The 20,923-nt window shown below is 68.1% G+C and carries 19 protein-coding genes and 2 pseudogenes; 6 read left to right on the top strand and 15 right to left on the bottom strand.

Going from position 1 to position 20,923, the window contains the following annotated elements:
* Nucleotide 1 precedes the first annotated feature (1 nt).
* Both SPI01S_RS14425 and SPI01S_RS14420 read left to right on the top strand, forming a co-directional pair.
* Nucleotides 2–1,282: a cation:proton antiporter gene (locus SPI01S_RS14425; RefSeq protein WP_066723838.1), complete on the top strand. Its 1,281-nt coding sequence runs from the start codon at nucleotides 2–4 to the stop codon at nucleotides 1,280–1,282.
* Nucleotides 1,283–1,866: 584 nt separating this feature from the next.
* Entirely contained in the window at nucleotides 1,867–3,006 is a 1,140-nt protein-coding gene (locus SPI01S_RS14420) for an extracellular catalytic domain type 1 short-chain-length polyhydroxyalkanoate depolymerase (protein WP_066723835.1), read from the top strand.
* Between the two features lie 29 nt (nucleotides 3,007–3,035).
* Here the strand turns inward: SPI01S_RS14420 and SPI01S_RS14415 are convergent, their stop codons facing one another.
* On the bottom strand, nucleotides 3,036–3,992 hold the full coding sequence (locus SPI01S_RS14415; protein WP_245653608.1) for a sensor histidine kinase: 957 nt from the start codon (nucleotides 3,990–3,992) through the stop codon (nucleotides 3,036–3,038).
* A 231-nt stretch (nucleotides 3,993–4,223) separates the two neighbouring features.
* Between SPI01S_RS14415 and SPI01S_RS22355 the strand changes: the two genes are divergently transcribed.
* Nucleotides 4,224–4,391, top strand: coding sequence for a hypothetical protein (locus SPI01S_RS22355; protein ID WP_157084709.1), 168 nt, complete (start codon nucleotides 4,224–4,226; stop codon nucleotides 4,389–4,391).
* Between the two features lie 106 nt (nucleotides 4,392–4,497).
* Here the strand turns inward: SPI01S_RS22355 and SPI01S_RS14410 are convergent, their stop codons facing one another.
* The 6 genes from SPI01S_RS14410 to nirB form a co-directional block, all read right to left on the bottom strand.
* Nucleotides 4,498–4,758 (bottom strand): hypothetical protein, encoded by a 261-nt coding sequence (locus SPI01S_RS14410; RefSeq protein ID WP_066723832.1) that lies wholly within the window; start codon nucleotides 4,756–4,758, stop codon nucleotides 4,498–4,500.
* A gap of 1,155 nt (nucleotides 4,759–5,913) precedes the next feature.
* Nucleotides 5,914–6,297, bottom strand: coding sequence for a response regulator (locus tag SPI01S_RS14405; protein ID WP_066723828.1), 384 nt, complete (start codon nucleotides 6,295–6,297; stop codon nucleotides 5,914–5,916).
* Nucleotides 6,298–6,685: 388 nt separating this feature from the next.
* Nucleotides 6,686–7,495, bottom strand: a complete 810-nt coding sequence (cobA, locus tag SPI01S_RS14400; protein ID WP_066723826.1) for a uroporphyrinogen-III C-methyltransferase — start codon at nucleotides 7,493–7,495, stop codon at nucleotides 6,686–6,688.
* Complete coding sequence (locus tag SPI01S_RS14395) at nucleotides 7,488–10,073, bottom strand: nitrate reductase (RefSeq protein ID WP_066723823.1); 2,586 nt, start codon at nucleotides 10,071–10,073, stop codon at nucleotides 7,488–7,490. The genes cobA and SPI01S_RS14395 overlap by 8 nt, the downstream gene beginning before the upstream one ends.
* Nucleotides 10,070–10,396: a nitrite reductase small subunit NirD gene (gene nirD, locus SPI01S_RS14390; protein WP_066723820.1), complete on the bottom strand. Its 327-nt coding sequence runs from the start codon at nucleotides 10,394–10,396 to the stop codon at nucleotides 10,070–10,072. Before nirD ends, SPI01S_RS14395 begins: the two co-directional genes overlap by 4 nt.
* A 5-nt stretch (nucleotides 10,397–10,401) precedes the next feature.
* Nucleotides 10,402–12,903, bottom strand: coding sequence for a nitrite reductase large subunit NirB (nirB, locus tag SPI01S_RS14385; protein WP_066723817.1), 2,502 nt, complete (start codon nucleotides 12,901–12,903; stop codon nucleotides 10,402–10,404).
* 292 nt (nucleotides 12,904–13,195) lie between these two features.
* On the opposite strand from nirB, the gene SPI01S_RS14380 reads away from it, so the two are divergent.
* Nucleotides 13,196–13,459 (top strand): hypothetical protein, encoded by a 264-nt coding sequence (locus SPI01S_RS14380; RefSeq protein ID WP_157084708.1) that lies wholly within the window; start codon nucleotides 13,196–13,198, stop codon nucleotides 13,457–13,459.
* A gap of 16 nt (nucleotides 13,460–13,475) precedes the next feature.
* Here SPI01S_RS14380 and SPI01S_RS14375 read toward each other — a convergent pair whose 3' ends face one another.
* The 3 genes from SPI01S_RS14375 to SPI01S_RS14365 all read right to left on the bottom strand — a co-directional run bounded on the left by SPI01S_RS14375 (nucleotide 13,476) and on the right by SPI01S_RS14365 (nucleotide 16,832).
* On the bottom strand, nucleotides 13,476–14,723 hold the full coding sequence (locus tag SPI01S_RS14375; RefSeq protein ID WP_066723807.1) for a nitrate/nitrite transporter: 1,248 nt from the start codon (nucleotides 14,721–14,723) through the stop codon (nucleotides 13,476–13,478).
* Between the two features lie 313 nt (nucleotides 14,724–15,036).
* Entirely contained in the window at nucleotides 15,037–16,251 is a 1,215-nt protein-coding gene (locus SPI01S_RS14370) for a CmpA/NrtA family ABC transporter substrate-binding protein (RefSeq protein ID WP_066723804.1), read from the bottom strand.
* Nucleotides 16,248–16,832: an ANTAR domain-containing response regulator gene (locus SPI01S_RS14365; RefSeq protein ID WP_066723800.1), complete on the bottom strand. Its 585-nt coding sequence runs from the start codon at nucleotides 16,830–16,832 to the stop codon at nucleotides 16,248–16,250. Before SPI01S_RS14365 ends, SPI01S_RS14370 begins: the two co-directional genes overlap by 4 nt.
* An 84-nt stretch (nucleotides 16,833–16,916) precedes the next feature.
* Here SPI01S_RS14365 and SPI01S_RS23085 point away from each other — a divergent pair.
* Nucleotides 16,917–17,109: pseudogene (locus SPI01S_RS23085) on the top strand (IS5/IS1182 family transposase); the annotation flags it as partial.
* Nucleotides 17,110–17,145: 36 nt separating this feature from the next.
* Here the strand turns inward: SPI01S_RS23085 and SPI01S_RS23080 are convergent.
* The 3 genes and pseudogenes from SPI01S_RS23080 to SPI01S_RS14355 all read right to left on the bottom strand — a co-directional run bounded on the left by SPI01S_RS23080 (nucleotide 17,146) and on the right by SPI01S_RS14355 (nucleotide 18,896).
* Entirely contained in the window at nucleotides 17,146–17,319 is a 174-nt protein-coding gene (locus SPI01S_RS23080) for a hypothetical protein (protein WP_245653612.1), read from the bottom strand.
* Nucleotides 17,320–17,371: 52 nt separating this feature from the next.
* Nucleotides 17,372–17,908 (bottom strand): annotated as a pseudogene (locus tag SPI01S_RS23075) (cation:proton antiporter domain-containing protein); the annotation flags it as partial.
* 64 nt (nucleotides 17,909–17,972) lie between these two features.
* Nucleotides 17,973–18,896, bottom strand: coding sequence for a LysR substrate-binding domain-containing protein (locus tag SPI01S_RS14355; RefSeq protein WP_066723798.1), 924 nt, complete (start codon nucleotides 18,894–18,896; stop codon nucleotides 17,973–17,975).
* A 120-nt stretch (nucleotides 18,897–19,016) separates the two neighbouring features.
* Here SPI01S_RS14355 and SPI01S_RS14350 point away from each other — a divergent pair, with 120 nt between their 5' ends.
* Nucleotides 19,017–19,742, top strand: a complete 726-nt coding sequence (locus SPI01S_RS14350; protein ID WP_066723795.1) for an SDR family oxidoreductase — start codon at nucleotides 19,017–19,019, stop codon at nucleotides 19,740–19,742.
* A gap of 52 nt (nucleotides 19,743–19,794) precedes the next feature.
* Here SPI01S_RS14350 and SPI01S_RS14345 read toward each other — a convergent pair whose 3' ends face one another.
* Nucleotides 19,795–20,559 (bottom strand): alpha/beta hydrolase, encoded by a 765-nt coding sequence (locus SPI01S_RS14345; RefSeq protein ID WP_066723792.1) that lies wholly within the window; start codon nucleotides 20,557–20,559, stop codon nucleotides 19,795–19,797.
* A gap of 28 nt (nucleotides 20,560–20,587) precedes the next feature.
* A complete protein-coding gene (locus SPI01S_RS14340) occupies nucleotides 20,588–20,884 on the bottom strand; it encodes a putative quinol monooxygenase (RefSeq protein WP_066723790.1) in 297 nt (98 codons plus the stop codon).
* Between the last annotated feature and the right edge of the window lie 39 nt (nucleotides 20,885–20,923).

The raw sequence follows: 20,923 nt of genomic DNA, 5'->3' as shown, positions 1-20,923 counted from the left end.
CATGGACTTTGCCGGACAGCTGCCTTCTCCGTACATTCTTACCCTCACCGGGTTCGGGCTCCTCGTAGCCCTGGTCGCGTGGCTGCCGCTGGCGCTACGCCGGCTGCCGCTATCGTTGCCGATCGTCTGCATCGGCCTCGGCGCGGCGCTTTTCTCGCTGCCCCAGGTGACGTTGCAGCCACTGCCGATGCGATATCCCGAGGTCACCGAGCGTTTCACCGAACTGATCGTGATCATCGCGTTGATGGGCGCGGGCCTGAAGATCGACCGCGTGTTCGGCTGGCGGCGCTGGGCGGTGACCTGGCGGCTTCTCGCCATCACCATGCCGCTCAGCATCCTGTCGATCACCATGCTTGCAGGCTGGGCGATGGGTGTGCCGGTCGCCGTTGCCCTGCTGCTCGCGGCGAGCCTGGCGCCCACCGATCCGGTGCTGGCCGCCGACGTCCAGGTCGGCCCGCCGAAAACCGGCGAGGAAGACGAGGTACGGTTCGGGCTGACCTCGGAAGCCGGCCTCAACGATGGCGCCGCTTTCCCGTTCGTCCACCTCGCCATCCTGCTCGCCGCAAGCGCCGTGTCGCACAAGCCCTGGCTGGCGGAGTGGCTCACCTATCGCGTCGCCTGGGAGATCCTGGGCGGGATCGCCGGCGGCTGGCTGGTGGGCCGGGCATTCGGATGGCTGACCTTCCATGTGCCTGCGGAAACCAAGCTTGCCAGGACCGGCGACGGCATGGTTGCGCTCGCCGCGACGTTCGTCTCCTACGGCCTCACCGAGATCGTGCACGTCTATGGGTTCCTGGCGGTGTTCGTGACCGCCCTAACCTTCCGCCACGCGCATCGCGAGCACGACTTCCACCACGAGATGCACACGATCATCGAGCAGGTCGAGCGGCTGGTGATGATGATCCTGCTCATCCTGTTCGGCGGGGCACTGGTGAGCGGGCTGCTTTCCGGCCTCACCTGGCGGGATGCAGCCCTTGCCGCGACGATCCTGCTGATCGTCCGCCCGCTTGCCGGCTTGCTCGGACTATGGGGCTATCCGGCGGACAGAGGCGAGAAGCTGACGCTGGCGTTTTTCGGCATTCGCGGCGTCGGCACGATCTACTATCTGGCCTATGGGATCAACCACATGGCGGTAGGGCATGCCGAACGGCTGTGGGGTGTCGCAGGCCTCGTCGTGCTCTTCTCGATCCTGCTGCACGGCCTTACCGTCACCCCGATCATGCGCTCGCTCGATCGCCAGCAGGGACGTGACCCCGATGCCGTCACCGTTCCCAAGCCGTGAGAGCGGGGGTGCCGGCGGTCGCGATAACGCGACCATGTGCTTCAGTCGCACCTGGATGTACAAGCGCGGCATCTTCAATATCGCGACGATGCTTCGCCGCGACGAAATCACAGCAAGACAGGACTGTTTACGACGTTCTTATTAGGGGCGCTCCTTGGCGTCTCGGGACGCCAGTTCGACCTTGTCGATCCTGCGGAGCAGATCTTCAAAGGGAGGGAATCCATCGACAGGATAGCATCGCATCAGATTGTTTCCAAAGCGATCGATGTCTCTTTGACAGAGGGGGGCCCCTGTGGCGCTCGGTTCCCCGTCGGACATGATGTTGATCCAATTGCTACGTCGGCGCTACGCCAACGCCCCGGGCAGCAGGTTGTGTCCCCACGGCAACAATCTTGGCGCGTCGCTTTTTCGTTGCGGCAACAGAGACTTGGGCTTGATGGTCGGCCGGGCAGGCGGCGCTGGCGGCGATCGCCTAAATTGGCAGCGCACTCTTGCGGTTGGGGATCGAAGCCCGACATTGTGCAGCGCAGCATCAAACCGTCGCTGTATTGTCAGGGCGAGCGCCGTGGCCAGGAGAATGCCCCATGCGAAGCATCAAGGACACGATCGAACGCCTTTCCGCCATGCGCGGTGCCGCGCTGCCGGGAAGCGGCGGCACCCCGGATCGCCTGCAGGATCTGCCGGCGTTCGGCAGCAACCCGGGTGCCTTGCGCGCGCGCTGCTACGTGCCGGAGCATTTGGCGGACAACGCGCCCCTGGTGGTGGTGCTGCATGGCTGCACCCAGACCGCGGCAGGCTATGATCATGGCGCCGGCTGGTCACGGCTTGCCGATGCGCATGGCTTCGCGCTGCTGTATCCTGAGCAACAGCGCGCCAACAACCCAAACCTCTGCTTCAACTGGTTCCACCCCGAGGACACGCGGCGCGATGCCGGCGAGGCGCTGTCGATCCGCCAGATGGTGGCGGCGATGGTCACCGCGCACGGCATCGATCCGGCGCGCATCTATGTGACCGGATTGTCAGCGGGCGGGGCCATGACCTCGGTGATGCTCGCCACCTATCCCGATGTGTTCGCCGGCGGCGCGGTCATCGCGGGCCTGCCCTATGGCACGGCCCATTCCGTGCCTGAAGCTTTCGACCGGATGCGCGCGCACGGCGGGCCGCCGGCAGCGGCGCTCGGCGACCTCGTCGCCAAGGCTTCGCCGCATCGCGGGCCATGGCCGCGCCTTTCGGTGTGGCACGGAACCGCCGACGCCACCGTCCATGCCGCCAACGCCACGCTCGTCGTCGAGCAATGGCGCGCACTGCACCATGCATCGCGCGAGACCAGGCAGGTCGAACAGGGCGACGGGTATCGCCGCACGGCGTGGCACGACGGACAGGGCCGCGCGGTCATCGAGGAATATCGGATCGACGGAATGGGCCACGGCACCCCGCTGGCCACCGCGGGCCCGGACGGGTGCGGCGCGGCTGGACCGTTCATGCTGGAAGCCGGCATCTCCTCCACGCGGCGCATCGCGCAGTTCTGGGGCATCGCCGGGGATCTGCCGATGCGAGAGGGGCGCCCGGCGAGCAAGCGCGCGAATGTCGTCCCGGCCGCCGTTCCCCAGCACGCCGAGACGCCGCCCCCTCGTGCGGCAGCGCCGGCGGGTGGGATGGCGCCAGCGAACAAGATCGGCCGGGTGATCGAGGATGCGCTCCGCGCGGCCGGGCTGATGCGCTAGCCGGTGCGGCGCCTGGCGAAACCGGGAACCTAGCAGGCCAGGTTGGCGCGATCGAGAGTCAGGGTGACGGCCAGTCCCTCTGCGGACCATTGGCGTTCGATCGTTCCACCCAGCTGCCGTTCGACGCTGCGTTCGACGAGTTGGCTGCCGAACCCGCGGGTTTCGCAGGGCCCGGTGATGACAGGCCCCCCGCGCTCGACCCACTTGAGACAGATGCGCTCGCCCGCCGAATGCGAGGAGATGTCGAGCGTTCCCGACGACGTGGACAGCGCACCATATTTCAGCGCGTTGGTGGCCAGCTCATGGACCACCATGGCGAGACTGGTCGCCGCCGCCTCGCCTACCCCCATGCGGGGCACCGCCACCCGGATCCGCCCGCTGAACGCGCCCGTGTCGTCATAGGGCGCGAGCAGGACGGAAATCAGATCGCCGAGCAGGGCGGCGGAGCCTTGGTCGGCGGGTAGTGGCCGGACGAGGTCATGCGCGCGGCCCAGTGCGGTGAGGCGCTGGATGAGCTCGCGGGCCATGTCGGTCTTGGTCGATGTCGTCCGCGCCGCGATTCCGGTCAGCCCGGCGGCGATGGCCAGCAGGTTCTTCACGCGATGGCTCATCTCCCCGGCGAGGAGTTCATGTCCCTCTTCCGCCTGCTTGCGGCCGGTCACGTCCAGGAAGATGCCGAACATGGTACGCTCGACGATACCGGCATCCTCCCCCTGGCCCCGCGCCGCGATCCACCGGACATCTTTGCCCGCCAGGATGCGGAAGTCGGTTTCATAGGACCCGAGGGTCGCGCGCGTCGCGTGGAAGGCAGCCCGCACCCGGTCCTGATCGGCCGGGTGAATGTGCTCCGAAAGTTGCTCGAAGGTGACGGTCTCGCGCCAGGGAAGTCCCCAGAGCGCGAAGCCCTGCGCATCCATCGAGAAGCGGCCGTTGTCCACGTTCCATGCCCAAAGCGATACGCCGGCGGCTTCGATGGCCAGCCGCAAATGGTTGGCATGCCAGGCGTGCCTTGGATGATCGAGATCGCTGGAAATGTCGGTTCCTGACCTGATTATACAGCAGCTTAAGCCTGAAGGCGCCGCGCGGCAACCAAAGGGTGTCACCGCATCTATCCATGGCGCTTCGTCGCCTCCAGATCCCCGTTATCGCAGCACTGGCCATGAGCGCCGCCGCGACTGAGAGATGCTTCGTACTCCCGCTCGGCCGAGGAGACACGCATGGCCATCGACCAGAAAGACATCCCCCTGCCCCACGAACCTGCTCCGGCATTCGGCGCCGGGTGGGTGGGGGAGCGCCATGATAGCTACCAGCATCGCACCCGCGTACGCCGTCAGATGCGCGGCCAGCTCGCCGCGCTGCGCGAACGCGAAGCTACCGGGTCGTGAGCTGGGGAAAGCCGCGGGTAACGGGCCGGCGCGAAGGAAGAAGCGTGCCTCGCTCCCATTCCGGCCCGCATCCCCGCGCTTGCGCCTGCGGCAGCCTCTGGCGACATCAGCCCTCGTCGGCATGTCCGCGATCGGGGTTTTCACTCAGCCCGCGAAGCGTGCCCAACGGGGGCTCAACCACCGTCGCCATGGCGAACGCGCGCGTGCGCAGCTTCCGGCCTTCGCGAAGAATGGCCGCCTCGCCTTCCTTCGCCCAGGCAGCGGCGGCGGCGCTGGCGATCAGCCGGACATTGTCGAGGGTGGTCGCGCGGGCGAGCGCCTGTTGATGCGCCTGCTGGGTACGGCAGAGGTCGAACGAGGGCTGCATGGATAGGCCTTTCATGGAGAGCGAACGATCAGCCCTGTTTCGCGGGTTGCACCGGGGGCGTTCCCTTCATCGAGGGATTGGAAGCATTCTGCTTCGGCGGTTCCGGCTTCTTGGGCTTTCGCGTCTCGCGATTGCCGCGTTGCTGTCCCTTGGCCATGTTCCTGGTTCCTCGAAAGCGTTGCTCGCGGCCGCGCGGATATCCACGGGCGATGTGCGAAAGATGCGATGCGCCGCCCTGCGGAACCGGCGTGCGGATGGCCGCACGGGGGTGCGATCGGCTCCAGCGGGAACCGTGAGGGCGGGCGATGCAATGGGAGGAGGCGGAGGATCGGCATGCAAAACTCCGCATCAGAGCGGGAGCATGAACAACTCTCAGTCGCGGCCAGGCTCGGGGCGTGCGGCGCGATGAAGCACATATGGGGACGCGGGCGGCCCACCGCCAGCCTTGCCGCCGCACTATCTCGATCGATGCGGACGATCCCGGTCAGGCGATGCCCCGCTTGCCCGAATACGGTGCTACCCTCGATGATGACAGAGGGGATAACCGCAACGCCGAGGGTAGCATGTCCCGGATAGCAGGCACCCCTTAACGCCAAGCGCGATACGGCCCCAGGCATTACACCTAAGTATTTGCTCCAGAGGCAGATTCAAAAGCGGCCGCATCAGGCGCGACAATGGGTTCGTCGCTGCCGCAGGCCCCGCCTGCCCGAACATGGACAGGGCTCTCCCGGCGGATAGCGGAGGCCCGGCCAATCCAGTAGAGGGGGCGGAGGCGCCAGAGCATCTCCGCTCCTGGATGGTAGCGGACAAGCCGCCGGCTAGATCATTGGACAGGCGTGGGTTTATGCCCAAGCGGCAGGTGGTGCATGACCGCGAAGTCATCCCTCCGGTCGACGGCTTGCCCGCACATCGGACAAAGCTCGAAGTGTCGAAGTTCGCTCGATGCCGTGGCAGGTGCACGTTCTGCCGCGGTGGCCGAACGGCGCGAGGAAGTCATCAGGGAGTTCAGCATCGCGATCTCAAATCTTAGGGTTTCGTTTACCTTATAGAGCGCGCCGCCGCCCTTGGCAGCGATAGGCGAAAATTATCTGAAAATGCGTCGATACCCTGCCTGTGCAGGCGCCGGGTCCACGAAGGTGATCGACCGCCGCGATGTCAGAGGCTGGTGGCCGACTCGTTGATCAAGGTCGAGATCGCGGTCAGGAGCTGAGCGGGAGCGAAGGGCTTCTGGACCAGGATGCTCTTCGGAACACCATGGGCCGACCAGTCCTCGCCGCTCTCCGCGGTCATGTAGACGACCGGCATCGTCGGCTTGAGTTCGCGAGCGCGGCGGGCAACGTCCCACCCGCTCGTCCCGGCGCCGAGCCGAACATCGGTGATCAATCCGGCGACCTTGTCGACATCCGCCTCCAGGATTCTGAGCGCGTCCTCTCCGTTCGATGCGTCGACCACCTCGAACCCGCCATCCTCCAGGACGTCTTGAGCGTTGATAAGAAGCATAGGTTCGTCCTCGACGAGGAGAACGAGAATCGCATTCATCACGCAGCTTCTTTCATGAGCCTGCAGGCAATCGCCCGGCGGCTGCTGTGCTCCGGTGGAGCGGTCTGTCGATATAGCGGCCCGGCCGACGTCACGTCACTACGCAATACCCCCTTGCAGGGCATGATACACATGAACTTTCGAACAGATCGTCCAGCGCGCCGTTGCTTGGCTTATGTCACCGTCCGAAAATGCTCGTCGTGCGCCCTGACTCCGGTCAGGCGCTTCCGGCCTCATGCTGCCGCGGACGACATCGACATGGCCGCGGGACGCATCCATGTGGCTCCGACAGCCCCGGCGCGGTTCAAACCGCGCATCGTGAACGCGCCCGACTCGGGCAACAACCGGGGGCAGCACTCCCGTTCGAAAATGGCGGCGCGACCGCGCGTTAGAGTGCCCGGCTTGTGCTTTCGAGCTTCACGTCGCGGAGGAGGTCATATCCGGAAGCGGCCATCGGCATCCTGCCTCCCGCCGCAAGCGCCTCGCCTACCATGATCAGGGTGGGGCGATCGTCGCAAAAGGCGGATACCGCGACGTGCAGAAGATCGAGCCGGGTGTGCAGCAGCCGCTCGCTAGCCAGGCTCACATCGCAAGCGAGCAGCACCGGCGTGGCACCGGAAAGCCCCGCAGCCGTGAGGTTGCGGCTGATCTCAGCCGCTGCGCTGCGGCCCATATAGAAGACCGTCGTGCAATGCGGGTCCGCCAGCGCTGCCCAGTCGAGATCGAGAGGAGCATCGCCGCGCTTGTGCGCGGTGGCGAACTGCACCCGCCGCGCGAGCCCCCGCAGCGAAAGCGAGACGCCGGCAGAGGCGGCCGCCGCGCTCGCGGCGGTGATTCCCGGGCAGATCCGTACCCGCACACCGGCTTGGGCCAGCGCCGCACATTCCTCCATCGACCGGCCGAAGATCGAAGGATCGCCGCCCTTCAACCGCACCACCCGCTCGCCCGCGCACGCCGCGGCGACAAGCAGGTCGTTGATCGTCGCCTGGTCCTTGGAGTGGCGACCGGAGCGCTTGCCCACCGCGACTCGCCGCACCGATGCCGGGATCAGCGCGAGCACGCCCTCCCCCACCAGCGCATCGTAGAAGACGATGGAGGCCGTGCGAAGCAGCCGCTCGGCCTTGCGGGTGAGCAGGTCCGGGTCGCCCGGACCCGCCCCGACCAACCAGACGCTGCCGGCGGGAAATTCGTCAGCCATGCGCGACCTCCTTTGCCATGTTGGATAGAATGCGGGCAAGCGCCGGGCGGCACGATCCGCAATTGGTGCCCGCTCGCAACGCCGCGCCGACGGCGGCGACATCGGCAAGCCGCTGGTCGCGGATCGCCGCGGTGATGCTATGCAGGCCCACCTCGAAACAGGCGCAGACGATGGGCCCGCGGTCCGTTCTCCGGCCGGGCGCGCGGCCGGCGAGTACCTGCAGCCCCTGTGGCTGGTCGAGCTGGGCGATCAGCCAGTCGCGGCCCGGCAGTTCGCCCACGCGCGCGACGAACAGCACCGCCGCCAGCCGACCGTCGCGCAGCACCGCCACGCGCCGCGTGCCGCGCGCAGGGTCGCTCGCCTCGATCCGCTCTCCGGGGGGCAGCGCCCGATCGAGCGCGGCAGCGTCGCCGATGCCGGCCAGTTCGTAGAGCACGCCGCCGGGCACCATCACCCGCGTCGCCCACAGGCAGTCCGGCGGCTGCGTTTCGCCCTGCACGATCAGGAAACCGCGCCAGTCGACGGCCACGGACGCGATGCGCGCCGGCGAGAGCTTGAAGCCGGGCTGGCCCGAATGCGGATCGGCGATGTCCCGCGCCAGCAGCCCGGTGCGCCCGCCCCGCGCCTGACGATCGGTCCAGTGGATCGGGGTGAACAGCTCGCCCCGGCGCTGGCCGGGATGATGGGCAACGCGGAACAGGCTTTCCCCTTGCGGCGTCGCCACCCGCGCCAGCGCCCCGTCGGCGAGGCCCAGCCCCGCGGCATCCTCGGGATGGATCTCGACCAGGGGTTCCTCGCGATGCCGGGCGAGCCTTGGCGACAAGCCGGTTCGCGTCATGCTGTGCCACTGATCGCGGTAACGGCCGGTGTTGAGCGTCATCGGCCAGTCGCGCAGCGGCATGTCCAGCGGGCGCTGCACGACCGGCACCAGCCGGGCGCGCCCGCTTGGTGTCGGGTAGCGGCCATCGGCGAACGGGTCCGCCCGCCACTGGAACGGCGTCAGCGCATCGTAATCGTGATTGCCGATCGCTGCCCTGCCCCTCAGGTCGAGCATGCGCGCGCCGTCGTTGCGATAGGCGGTCAGGCGCGCATGTTCGCGCCAGATGTCGGCCGGGCGGTCATAGGGGAAGGCGGTGCGGAACCCCATCCGCCGCGCGACCTGGGTGATGATCCACCAATCGGGCTTTGCCTCGCCGGGCAGCGGCAGGAAGGCACGCTGGCGGCTGATCGTGCGTTCGGAGTTGGTGACGGTCCCATCCTTCTCCCCCCACGCGGCCGCCGGCAGGCGGACATGGGCGTGGACGCTGGTGTCGGTTTCGGCGATCACATCGGACACGACGACGAAGGGACAGCCGGCCAGCGCCTCGCGCACGCGGCCGGCATCGGGCATCGACACGGCGGGGTTGGTCGCCATGATCCACAGCGCCTTGATCCGCCCCTCACCCACCGCGCGGAACAGGTCGACGGCCTTCAGGCCCGGCCGTGTCGCCATGCGCGGGGCGGCCCAGAAGCGACCGACATCGGCGATGTCTTCCGCGCCGAATCCGCGATGCGCCGCCAGCGTCGAGGCGAGCCCGCCCACCTCACGCCCGCCCATGGCGTTGGGCTGGCCGGTGATCGAGAAGGGCGCCGCGCCGGACGTGCCGATCCGGCCTGTGGCGAGGTGCAGGTTGAGGATCGCGTTCACCTGATCGGTGCCGCGGATCGACTGGTTGATACCCTGGCTGAACAGCGTGACGGTGCGCGGATGCGCGGCGAACAGCTGGTAGAAAAGCTGGAGATCGGCGGGCGTCAGATCGCAGGTCTGGGCTGTCGACCACAGGTCGTGCCCCACGCCCAGCGCATCCCAGAAACCTTCCGGCACGTCGAGGTTTTCGGCATCGATAAGCCCTTCGGCGCGGCAATGCGCGAGCAGACCGTTGAACAGCGCCACGTCGCTGCCGGGGCGCAGGGCCAGGTGCAGGTCCGCTTCCTCGGCCGTTTCGGTGCGGCGCGGATCGATGACCACCAGCCGGGCCCCGCGCTCGGCCCGCGCCGCCATGATCCGCTGATAGACCACCGGGTGGCACCAGGCAGTGTTCGACCCCACCAGCACGATCAGATCGGCGGCGTCGATATCGGCATAGCTGCCCGCCACCACATCCTCGCCGAACGCGCGCATGTGGCCCGCCACCGCGCTCGACATGCAGAGCCGCGAGTTGGTGTCGATGTTCGCGGAGCCGATAAAGCCCTTCATCAGCTTGTTGGCGACGTAATAATCCTCGGTCAGCAGCTGGCCCGAGACGTAGAAGGCGACGCTGTCCGGGCCATGTTCGGCGATCGCCTCGCGGAAGCGGCGGGCGACGAGGTCGAGCGCCTTGTCCCAGGTCGCCCGCCGGTCGCCGATCATCGGGTGGAGCAGGCGCCCCGCCAGCCCCACCGTCTCGCCGAGATGCGTGCCCTTCGAGCACAGCCTGCCGTGATTGGCCGGGTGTTGGGGATCGCCCTCGATGCGGACGGTGCGCGCGCCGGTGACGGTCGCGCGGATGCCGCAGCCGACGCCGCAATAGGCGCAGGTGGTGCGGACGGCCGCGCTCACGCCGCCGCCCGCACCGGGCTGGCGAGCAGGATCCGCTCGCCCGCCACCCGCACCGGCACTACCGGCGTGCAACCGGCATCCTCTCCCAGCACCGCGCCGGTCGCGAGGGAGATGCGCAGATTGTGGAGCGGGCAGGCCACCGCATGGCCGTGCACGATCCCCGCGCTGAGCGGTCCGCCCTTGTGCGGACAGCGGTCGATCAGCGCGAAGACCCGGTCGTCATGGGTGCGGAACACCGCCACGGGGTCACCGGCAAGGGTGAGCGTGCGGCTGCCCCGCAGCGGCAGGTCGGCGAGCGTGCCGATATCGATCCAGTCGGTCATCCGGCTTACTCCGCTGCGGCGAGAAGGGGCTGGTGCAGGCCGGCATCTGCGCCCGCCACACGCTCGGCCCAGGGGTCGTCCTGGCTGAAGGACTGGGAATGCCAGAAGCGCGCGGCCAGCGCGTCGCGGCCGGCTTCGTCCTCGACGACCCGGGCCTTCACATGGCCAAGCCCCACCCGCTCGATCCACGGCGCGGTGCGCTCCAGATAGCGCGCCTCCTCGCGGTAGAGCTGCACAAAGGCGGCGGCAGTGTGCATCGCCTCCTCTTCGGTCGTGACCTTTACCAGCAGGTCGGTGGCGCGGACATGGATGCCGCCATTGCCGCCGACATGCAGCTCGTAGCCGGAGTCCACGCACACCACGCCGAAATCCTTGATCGTCGCCTCGGCGCAGTTCCGCGGGCAGCCGGAGACCGCCATCTTGAACTTGTGCGGCATCCAGCTGCCCCAGAAACCGCGCTCCAGCTTGATCCCCAGCCCGGTAGAATCCTGCGTGCCGAAGCGGCACCATTCGGAGCCGACGCAGGTCTTCACCGTGCGCAGCGCCTTGGCATAGGCATGGCCCGAGACCATCCCGGCCGCGTTCAGGTCTGCCCACACCGCCGGCAGATCCTCCTTGCGGATGCCGAAGATATCCAGCCGCTGGCCCCCGGTGACCTTCACCATCGGCGCGTTGTACTTCTCCACCACGTCGGCGATCGCGCGCAGCTCCGTGGGCGTGGTCACCCCGCCCCACATGCGCGGCACTACCGAATAGGTGCCGTCCTTCTGGATGTTGGCGTGCAGCCGTTCGTTGACGAACCGGCTCTGCTGGTCGTCGACATATTCGCCCGGGAGCGCACAGAGCAGGTAGTAGTTGAGCGCCGGCCGGCACGACGAACAGCCGTCGGGCGTCGACCAGTGCAGCCGCTGCATCACCTCGGGAATGGCGCGCATGCCCTGTTCGACGATCGCGCGGCGCACCTCGTCATGGCCGTAGCTGGTGCATTTGCACATCGTCTTCGGGCCCGCCTGCACGCCCTCTTCGCCCAGCGTCAGCGCCAGCAGGGTCTCGACGATGCCGGTGCACGATCCGCAGCTGGCGGACGCCTTGCAGCCGCTGCGGACGGCATCGAGGCTGCACGCACCGCCGGCGATGCTCGCAACCACCTGCCCCTTGGAAACGCCGTTGCAGCCGCAGATCTCGGCATCGTCCGAGAGCGCCGCAACGGCCGCCTTAGGGTCCGCCAGCCCCCCTCCCGAGGCGAAGGCCTGGCCGTAGATCAGCACGTCGCGGATCGCCGCGACACGCTCGCCCTTCTTGAGCAGGTCGAAATACCAGCCGCCGTCGCCGGTATCGCCGAACAGCACCGCGCCGATGATGCGGTCGTCCTTGAGCACCACCCGCTTGTAGACGCCGCGCGCCGCATCGCGCAGCACGATGTCCTCGCAGCCCTCGCCGCCGGAGAAGTCCCCGGCCGAGAAGACGTCGAGCCCGGCCACCTTCAGCTTGGTCGAGGTCACCGATCCGCGATAGGGGTTGGTGCGCCCCACCAACCCGTCCGCCAGGCTGCGGCACATGTCCCACAAGGGCGCGACCAGGCCATAGCATTGGCCGTCATGCTCGACGCATTCGCCCACCGCGAGCACGTCGGCATCGCTGGTGACCATGTGATCGTCGACCTGGATGCCGCGCCCCACCGCGAGCCCCGCTTCACGGGCGAGCTTCACCGAGGGGCGAATGCCGACCGCCATCACCACCAGCTTCGCCGGGAGCACGCGGCCGTCCTTCAGCTGCACGCCCTCGACCTTGCCGTCGCCGAGGATCGCGGCGGTATCGGCCCCGGTAAGGATGGTCTGCCCGCGCGCCTCGAGCGCCGACTTGAGCAGCCAGCCCGCCGCCTCGTCGAGCTGGCGCTCCATCAGCGTCGGCATCAGGTGGAGCACGGTGACCTTCATGCCGCGCAGCGTAAGGCCGTGCGCCGCCTCCAGCCCCAGCAGCCCGCCCCCTATCACCACGGCCTCCCCGCCGCCCGCCGCTGCCGCCAGCATCGCGTCGACATCGGCCATGTCGCGGAAGCTGATCACGCCGGGCAGGTCATGCCCCGGCACGGGGATGATGAACGGATCGGAGCCGGTGGCGATCAGCAGCTTGTCATAGCCGGTGACGCGGCCCGATCGCGCCGTGACGGTGCGCGCGACGCGGTCGATCGCCACCACCGGATCACCCGCAACCAGCTCGATGCCGTGCTGCGCATACCAGCCGGAATCGTTGATCACGATCTCCTGGAACGTCCTCTCACCGGCCAGTACCGGCGAAAGCATGATCCGGTTGTAGTTCACATGCGGCTCGGCGCCGAAGATGGTGACGCGGAAGCGCGTGCCGTCGCGGGCGAGCAGTTCCTCCACCGCGCGGCAGCCTGCCATGCCGTTGCCGATCACCACCAGATGCTCCCGCGCATCGGGCGATGCAGGGGCAGGCACCGGACCGTCATCGACGTGGGTCGCCGTAGCTTCGAAAAACTCCATGCGCTTCGCTCCAAAACGAAAAAAGCCGCCATCCGGCGCCCGGTCTTTCGAACCGAGCGCTGGATGGCGGCTTTGCCATCAACAGGACCACGTTTTGCCCTTCGACGGGCTGGCGTGGCTATGTGGGGAGGGACATCCTTGTCCTTCGCATTGCAACATATCGCGATTCCCGCGCCGGCTCAAGCCCTTCCGTCGGGCGGATACCCCTTGGCGGCGACCTTGGCTGTGCGGTACGATCACCGCCATGACGGTACGCCGCCCGGGCTGGGCCCGATCCCGTAGGCCCCACGCCGTGCCACAGGTGGAACGGACGGACGCACCGCGCTTCCGGTCCGACCAGGACCTGCAGCTGTGGCTGATGTGGGGCCGGGCCGCCCTTCCCTTGACGGGGCTTTCCCTGGGCGGGCTGCTGCACCTGGGCGTGCCGTTCGGCTATACGCCGCTTGCGACCCTACCGGCCCTGCTCCTCTATCTGGCCCTGCGAGTGGGCGCGTGGCGCAGGCGCAAGGCCGGCCGGCGCTTCATCGACTATGCCGATGAGGACGTCTCCTGGTGAGGCTGCAGCGCGCCGATCAGATCCGCGCGCCGCTCGTCCAGCGCGCGCGCCACGAGGCCTTGACCAGCGTGAGGCCCAGCAGCGCGGCCAGCGCGAGCCCGGCGAAGATCAGGAACCCCGGCGCGAAGCTGCCCGCCAGTTGCTTGGCGACGCCGAGCGACGAGGCAAGATAGAAGCCGCCGATCCCGCCGGCCATGCCGACCAGCCCGGTCATCACCCCGATCTCCGCCTGGAAACGCTGCGGCACCAGCTGGAACACCGATCCGTTGCCGGTGCCGAGCGCCAGCATCGCGACGACGAAGCAGCCCAGCGCCATCGGCAGGGTCGGCGCAACGCTGACGCCCGCCAGCGCGGCAGCGGCGACCAGGAACACGGTCGAGAGCATCTTCACCCCGCCGATCCTGTCGGCGAGTGCGCCACCCAGCGGCCGGACCAGCGATCCCGCGAACACACAGGCGGCGGTGCAATAGCCCGCAACGATCGGCGTCAGCCTGAACTGGTCGGTGAAATAGATCGGAAGCGACGCCGCCAGGCCGACAAAGCCACCGAAAGTGACGGCGTAGAAGCCCATCAACCACCAAGCGTCCGCCGATTTCAACGGATGCAGATATGCGACGAGCGACTTGGGCGCGGGCGCGTTCGGTGCGTCCTTGGCCATCGCCAGATAGAGCACGAAGACGATGCCCAGCGGAATGCACGCCAGCCCCAGCACTGCGTTCCAGCCAAACAGCCTGGCAAGCGCCGGGGCGAACAGCGCGGCGAGCACGGTGCCGGAATTGCCCATCCCCGCCAGCCCCATCGCCTTGCCCTGATGCTCGGCCGGGTACCAGCGACTGGCGAGCGGCAGCGCGATCGCGAAGCTCGCGCCGGCAAAGCCGAGGACCACGCCCAGCACCAGCGTGCCGCCGAAGCTGTTCACGCCCAGCAGATAGGCCGAGAGGAGCCCGCCGATCACGATCATCTGGCTGATCGCGCCCGAGCGCTTCGGCCCGATGCGGTCGACCAGCAGCCCGTTGACGACGCGCAGCAAGGCGCCGGCGAGCGTCGGCGTCGCCACCATCAGCCCCTTTTGCGCGGCGGTGAGATGCAGCGTCCTGGCGATGTCGGGCGCGAGCGGGCCCAGGAGCACCCACACCATGAAGGCGAGATCGAAATACAGGAATGCGGCGACCAGCGTCGGCCAATGCCCGCTGCGCCAGAAGCCGTCATCGCGCGTGGCGGAGCCCGCTCGATGCACGTTTCGATCCAGAAATGCCGTTGCCATGAGGTCTTCCCCAATACCGATCTGAAAAGGACAAGAAAAAAGCCGCTCGCCGGACGTTCGCGCGGGCGAAATCCGGTCAGCGGCCTTGCTGCGTTCAGAGGGGGAGGCATGCCCCGGCGTTGGGGCGCTCTCCCGATGGGCGCGCATCCTTGCGCGACGGATGGATCATCGCGCGGATTGCGCCGTGCTGCAAGCGCGAAGTTGAGGGGAGCAGGTCGCCCCCCAACCCGCGATGGGTCCGACCGCAGCCGTTCCGCGCAACGCGCGCTGCAGGTACCGGGAACGCTTGCCCCCAGAAGTCCGACGAATACCCTTATCCCCGCGTACCGTCGAACTCCGCCAGATATTCGTCCAGCCGCTCGGGATCGAATACGCGACCGTCAAAGAAACGGTCCGGCCCGAGCGTCAACGCGCCCCGATGCGCGCCCACCCCGGTAGAGACGCCGACCGCACCTTCCAGCTTCATGCTCGCGCCGGGCATCGGCTCCCCGCTCGCGCCGAGCGCGCGGCGATACACGTCCGGCCGAAACACTGCGGCGGCCGCCGCTTCGGCCTCGGCGCTCGGTTCGGCCTGGCGCCACCGGACGAGTTGCGAATAGATCCACAGCGCCTGGCTGCGCCACGGAAAAGCCGTCGCCTCGCGGTGGAACAGCAGGAAATCCGGCTGTTCGACGGCAGGGGCACCCAGCCGCGGAATCACGTGCCCGCTCAGCCCGGCTTCGATCAGCTCCGCCGGCTCGCCGACATATGCCTCGCGCGACAGCAGCGCGGCCAGTTCGCTTCGGTTGGCGGGATCATCGCACCACCGCGCCGCCTGCGCCAGGGCGAGCAGCAGCCGATCGACCGTCTCCGCATGGGCTTCCATCCAGTCGGTGCGCAGCGCCAGTACCTTTTCCACGCCGCGCTGCCAGATCCGCGCGCCGATGGCGACGGCCTCGGCCAGCCCCTGCGCGATCGCAGCCGCCGGCCACGGATCGCCCGCGATGAACCCGTCGATCTCGCCCGCTCGCATTGCCTCCACCGTCAGCGAGGGCGGCAGCACGCGCAGCACGACATCGCGATCCGGATCGATGCCCACGCTGCCCAGCCAATAGCGCAGCATCAGCGCGTGGCCGGAAAAGCGGTGGACGATGCCGATGATCGGCTTGCGCCGGAACAGCCCGATCGCGCTGGCAAAATCATGTCCGGTGCCGAGCGGATCGGCCAACCGCGCGGCAAGATCCGGCTCCAGCGCCGCGGCGAAGGCCTGCGACATCACCAGCATGTTGCCGTTGCTGTTCAGCTTGCACGGCGCGGAGAGCGCCGCCGGCTGCTGGCTCAGCCCCAGCGTCACCGCAACGGCGAGCGGCGCCAGCATCTGCGCGGCCTGAACCTGGCCGTAGACGAGACGGTCGCGCAGCGTGGCCCAACTGGTCGTCCGCACCAGTTCCAGGTCGATCCCCTGCGCCTGCGCGAAACCCTTTTCCCGCGCGGCGACCAGCACCGCACTGTCGGTGAGCGGCAGGAAGGCGGCGCGCACCGGCGTCATGCCGCGCCTCCGCCCAGCAGGCTGCTCGCGGTGATCAGCGCCTCTGCCACATCGACCATCCGCTTCCCCTGGTTCATCGCCGTGCTGCGCAGCAGCGCATAGGCATCGGCCTCGTTCAGTCCGCGCTGTGCCATCAGGATCGCCTTGGCCTTGTCGATCGTCTTGCGGTTGGCGAGCGCGGTGCGTGCCTCGTCCAGTTCGGTCTGCATCCGCGAGAAGGCCGTGAACCGACGCACCGCCAGTTCGAGGATCGGCTTCACCCGATCCTTGCGCAGCCCGTCGACGACATAGGCGGAAACGCCCGCGTCGATCGCCGCGCCGATCATCGATTCGTCGGACTGATCGACGAACATCGCGATCGGCTTCGCGAGCGCGCGGCTTACGAGCAGCATTTCCTCCAGCGTGTCGCGGCTGGGGCTGCCAAGGTCCATCAGCACCACATCGGGCGCCATCCGCTCGATTCGGGCGACGAACGCGCCCCGGGGCGGGACGAAATGGATGTCGTCATACCCCGCCTCCCGCAGGCCCTCTTCGAGCACCGACGCGCGTGCCCCGCTGTCATCGACAATGACGATCCGCACCCGAGCGCCTTTCGCAGTTGCACAACGAGTTGGCAGCAAAGCGCCAGCGCGTCAAACGCCGGCAGGTCAGGGGGGGTGCCTGGCCGCACCACTTGCTGCAACCGCTCCGCGCGCAGGCGAAAGGCGGGTGTCTGGAATCGAAGAAGGGATGCGATCTCCGCCGCACACGATAGCAATCGCAGGGGATCGACAGCCCTTCCCTTCCCGCCCACCAGCAGGCTGCGATGGCGTTCGAGGTCATTGTCTCGGTCGCTTGCGAGATGGGCTCGCGACGAAACGCCGCAAGCGCGAACGACTTCATCTGCCCCCTGAATCAATGCTCGGCGTCCTCCGCGCCGGTCAGATTCCAGCGACGCAGCAGCGGCGGCATGGTGAGCCCCTGGGCGAAGATCGAGAAGGCCACCACGCCGAAGGTGAGGACGACGATCACGCTGCGCTCGGCCACGCTCGCCGGCACCGCCAGCGCCAGCGCGAGGGCCCACCGCACCGCGCAGTTCGCCCCACACCAGCGCATGCTGGTAGGTGGCGGGCAGCCGCAGCTTGGTGCCGGCGAACAGTGCCGCCAGCGGGTACACCGCCGCCGCGCGGCCGAGCAGCGTGAGCAGGATGCCCGCAACCAGCGCGCCGCTCACCAACGCGATCGGTTGGTGCGCCTCGTGGCTGCCGATCAGCAGGAACAGGCAGGAATTGGCGAGGAAGGCGGCATAGGCCCAGAAATCCTGGACATGTTGGCGCCCGGCAACCGAGATCGACCCGCGCGGGCCGATCTCGCCCACAATGATACCGGCGGCGAGTGCCGCGAACACACCGGAGGCATGGACATGCTCCGCGAGCAGGAAGCTCGCCCAGGGAATGACGGTGGTCAGCGTCACTTCCACGAGATGGTCCTCCGTCCGGCCCGCGACCGCCAGCACCACGAAGGCGGTCACGCCTCCGATCACGACGCCGCCGAACACGGTCCAGAGCAACGAGGTTGCAACGCCGCCTCCCTCGGCGTCGGGGTGGGGGCCGCGATCAGCGGCGTTGCGGCCCCCAAGTCCCGCAGGCGTTGCCAGGGGCGCTGGCAGGCCGGTCATTTCCGCCTTCATCCGTGCCCGCAGCAATGGAGTCCCGCCGCTGTATCGGCGATCGGCTGCAGCTCTAGCGCACAGCCGACCGCCGATCAGAAGCAACCAGGTCGATGAACGCTCGCAGCGGCGCGGGGACGAAGCGGCTGGAGAAGTACAGCCTTGGACCTTCGAACACCGGCCACCATTGCGGCAGTACGGGTACAAGCGAACCATCCTCGAAACGGGGCTCAAGCCAGTTCCCGAACGTACCGATGATGCCGTGTCCAGCGCACGCAGCGGCAATGGCGGCAGGTGCCCCATCCACCCCGATGATCAGTCTGCCGGGCGGGTCGATCGTGATCGTCTCCTGTTCTCGCTCGAATTCCCAGGCGACGAGCGCGCCGCTAGAGAAGCGGAGCCTGATCGCGTCATGCGCCATCAGGTCCCGGGGGCCTTGCGGCGCGGGGCGGCGTGCCAGATAGAATGGCGCGGCGGCATAGGCGAGCGCCTGCTCCTTCGGTCCGATCGGGACCGCGATCATGTCCTTGGCGAGATGCTCGCCATAGCGGATGCCTGCGTCGCATCCGGCCGCCACGATATCGACCAGCCGATCCTCCACCACGATCTCGACCCGGACGTGCGGGTGCAGGTTCAGGAACCGGTCCAGCAGCGGCGGCAGGATATCGATCATCACCGCGCCGGTCACGTTCAGCCGGAGCAGGCCGCGGACATCCGCCTGGGAGTTCGCCGCGTCCTGAAGCGCTGCCCGTGCCTCGGCCAGCAGCGGTGCCATGCGCGTCGCAAGGGCGAGTCCCGCCTCGGTCGGCACGACGCTGCGGGTCGTGCGGGTGAGCAGGGGGACGCCCAGCTGCTGCTCGAGGTCGGCGATCTTTTCGCTGACGGTGGATGGCGAGAGGCCCAGTTGCTTGGACGCGGCACGGAAGCCGCGTGCGTCCACCACCGACAGGAAAACGCGCAGACTATCGAGGCTCGTCACCTCCACATTGTTCGGCATACCGATCAGCCTATTCGATCCTGGCTGGATTATCAAAGCGCTCCGAACGCCGATATTGTTCGGTATGCCGCGAAGGCGCCCTTGGCATGCCGCCACCGCCCCTCGCGCAGGAGCAGAGCATTGACAGACAGAACCGTCCTCATCACCGGTGCCAACAAGAGCATCGGCTACGAAACCGCTCGCCAGCTCGGCAGGCAGTGCCTTCGCATCTGGCTTGGCAGCCGCGACGCGGACCGCGGCGCGCAGGCGGCGAGCCGTCTTGCCGCCGAAGGGGTGGATGTCCGCACCGTGACGCTCGATGTGACCAGCGACGCGAGCGTCCGTTCGGCGGTGACCCGGATCGGAGAAGCGGACGGCAAGCTCGATCTGCTGGTCAACAATGCCGGCATTCCGGGCATGCAGCCCATCCGCCCCAGCGAGCAGCCGCTCGACGACATCAGGGCAGTGTACGAGACCAACGTCTTCGCGCCGATGCGGATGACCCAGGCCTTCCTGCCGCTGCTGAAGGCGGGGCACGATGCCCGCGTCGTGATGGTGAGCAGCGGGCTCGGTTCGCTGGGCTGGCTGTCGGATCCGGCCAATCCACACCACGCCGTCAACATCCTGGGATACAATAGCTCCAAGACCGCGCTCAACGCAGTGACGCTCGCCTTCGCCAAGGACCTGGCCGCGTACGGCATCGCGGTGAACGCGGCGGACCCCGGCTATACCGCGACCGATTTCAACGGCCATTCGGGCTATCGCACCGTCGAGCAGGCGGCAGCAGGCATCGTCTGGCTGGCAACCCAAGCGGCTCACGAGGTGACGGGTCGCTTCTTTTTCGAGCAGCAGCAGGTGCCCTGGTAAGCCGCGGGCGCGTCGCCGATCGAGGGAGATCGACGACGCGCCCCTGCCCCCCTCAGCGCCGGGTACCCCCGGCGCGCTCGATGAAGCCGGCGACGGCGTCGGGATGGGAGAGCATCACCGCGTGGCTGCTGGCGATTTCCTGCACGATGCCATGGGCGCGTGCTGCCATGCCACGCTGCGCGGTGGGCGGCACCATCCGGTCTTGCGTGGTGACCAGGAAGTAGCTCGGCTTCGCGTGCCACGCCGCGTGGCCGACCACGCCGCCCACGGCCTTCAGCCCCCAGGGCACCTGCTCGTTCGCGAGGAACGCGCCCGCGGCGGGATCGACATCGGCCGCGAACGCTGTGGCGAACTTGGCCGGATCGACGATCAGGAAGCCGTTTTCGGGCGGCAGCAGGGGGGCGCCGGCTTCCCCAGGGACCGGCTTCTCGGCCAGCTTGGCGACCGACTCGCCCGCATCGGGAGCGAAGGCGGCGAGATAGACGAGGCTGCGCACCTTGGGATCGTTGCCCGCCTCGGTGATCACGGATCCGCCATAGGAATGGCCGACCAGCACCACTGGATGCCGTGCCTTGGCGATCGCGCGGCGGGTGCGCGCGACGTCGTCTTCAAGCGTGATCGTCGGGTTCTGCACCACCAGCACCTCGTACCCGTCCCTGGTCAGGCGGTCATACACCCCGCGCCAACCCGAGGCATCGACGAAGGCACCGTGGACGAGGACGATCGAGACCGGCTTTTCCGCCGCTTGAGCGAGGGCGGGAACCGCGAAACCGAGGGAAGCGGTGAGCGCGAGCAACGTGGCGAACGGGCGAGTCATGATGCTTCCCCGAGAAAAGGCGCGCGGGTCAGGCGACAGCGACGGGGATGAGCGGGATCGCGGTCCGCTCGGCGATATCGGCAATCCTGGCGGCATAGGCCTGGAAATGCGGGCTCGCGCGATGGGCCGCGACGGCATCCGCATCGACATAGAGTTCGTCGAGCACGAAGCGGGCCGGCTCGTCGCGGTCCTGCCAGAGATCGTAGCGCAGATTACCCGGCTCGGCGCGGCTGGGCGCGAGCATGGCGTCGAGGAGCTGGCGGAGTTCCGGTACCTTGCCGGCATGTGCGGTAAGGATCGCGACGGTCTTCACTTGGGTGGACATGGTGGTGTTCCTTCTTGGATGAGGCGGGGCGGAGCGCAG

The organism is Sphingomonas pituitosa NBRC 102491 (assembly GCF_001598435.1).
Lineage (GTDB): Bacteria > Pseudomonadota > Alphaproteobacteria > Sphingomonadales > Sphingomonadaceae > Sphingomonas > Sphingomonas pituitosa.
The sequence above is the reverse complement of the archived record's forward strand: the minus strand, read 5'-3'. Positions and strand labels throughout refer to the sequence as shown.

Bases quoted from the DNA above. Each gene is read 5' to 3' on its own strand.
- SPI01S_RS14410 (WP_066723832.1), bottom strand. From the start codon at position 4,758: ATGCAGCCCTCGTTCGACCTCTGCCGTACCCAGCAGGCGCATCAACAG.
- SPI01S_RS14345 (WP_066723792.1), bottom strand. From the start codon at position 20,559: ATGACTCGCCCGTTCGCCACGTTGCTCGCGCTCACCGCTTCCCTCGGT.
- SPI01S_RS14355 (WP_066723798.1), bottom strand. From the start codon at position 18,896: ATGCCGAACAATGTGGAGGTGACGAGCCTCGATAGTCTGCGCGTTTTC.
- SPI01S_RS14425 (WP_066723838.1), top strand. From the start codon at position 2: ATGGACTTTGCCGGACAGCTGCCTTCTCCGTACATTCTTACCCTCACC.
- SPI01S_RS14420 (WP_066723835.1), top strand. From the start codon at position 1,867: ATGCGAAGCATCAAGGACACGATCGAACGCCTTTCCGCCATGCGCGGT.
- cobA (WP_066723826.1), bottom strand. From the start codon at position 7,495: ATGGCTGACGAATTTCCCGCCGGCAGCGTCTGGTTGGTCGGGGCGGGT.
- SPI01S_RS22355 (WP_157084709.1), top strand. From the start codon at position 4,224: ATGGCCATCGACCAGAAAGACATCCCCCTGCCCCACGAACCTGCTCCG.
- SPI01S_RS14405 (WP_066723828.1), bottom strand. From the start codon at position 6,297: ATGAATGCGATTCTCGTTCTCCTCGTCGAGGACGAACCTATGCTTCTT.
- SPI01S_RS14370 (WP_066723804.1), bottom strand. From the start codon at position 16,251: ATGACGCCGGTGCGCGCCGCCTTCCTGCCGCTCACCGACAGTGCGGTG.
- SPI01S_RS14340 (WP_066723790.1), bottom strand. From the start codon at position 20,884: ATGTCCACCCAAGTGAAGACCGTCGCGATCCTTACCGCACATGCCGGC.
- nirD (WP_066723820.1), bottom strand. From the start codon at position 10,396: ATGACCGACTGGATCGATATCGGCACGCTCGCCGACCTGCCGCTGCGG.
- nirB (WP_066723817.1), bottom strand. From the start codon at position 12,903: ATGGAGTTTTTCGAAGCTACGGCGACCCACGTCGATGACGGTCCGGTG.
- SPI01S_RS14375 (WP_066723807.1), bottom strand. From the start codon at position 14,723: ATGGCAACGGCATTTCTGGATCGAAACGTGCATCGAGCGGGCTCCGCC.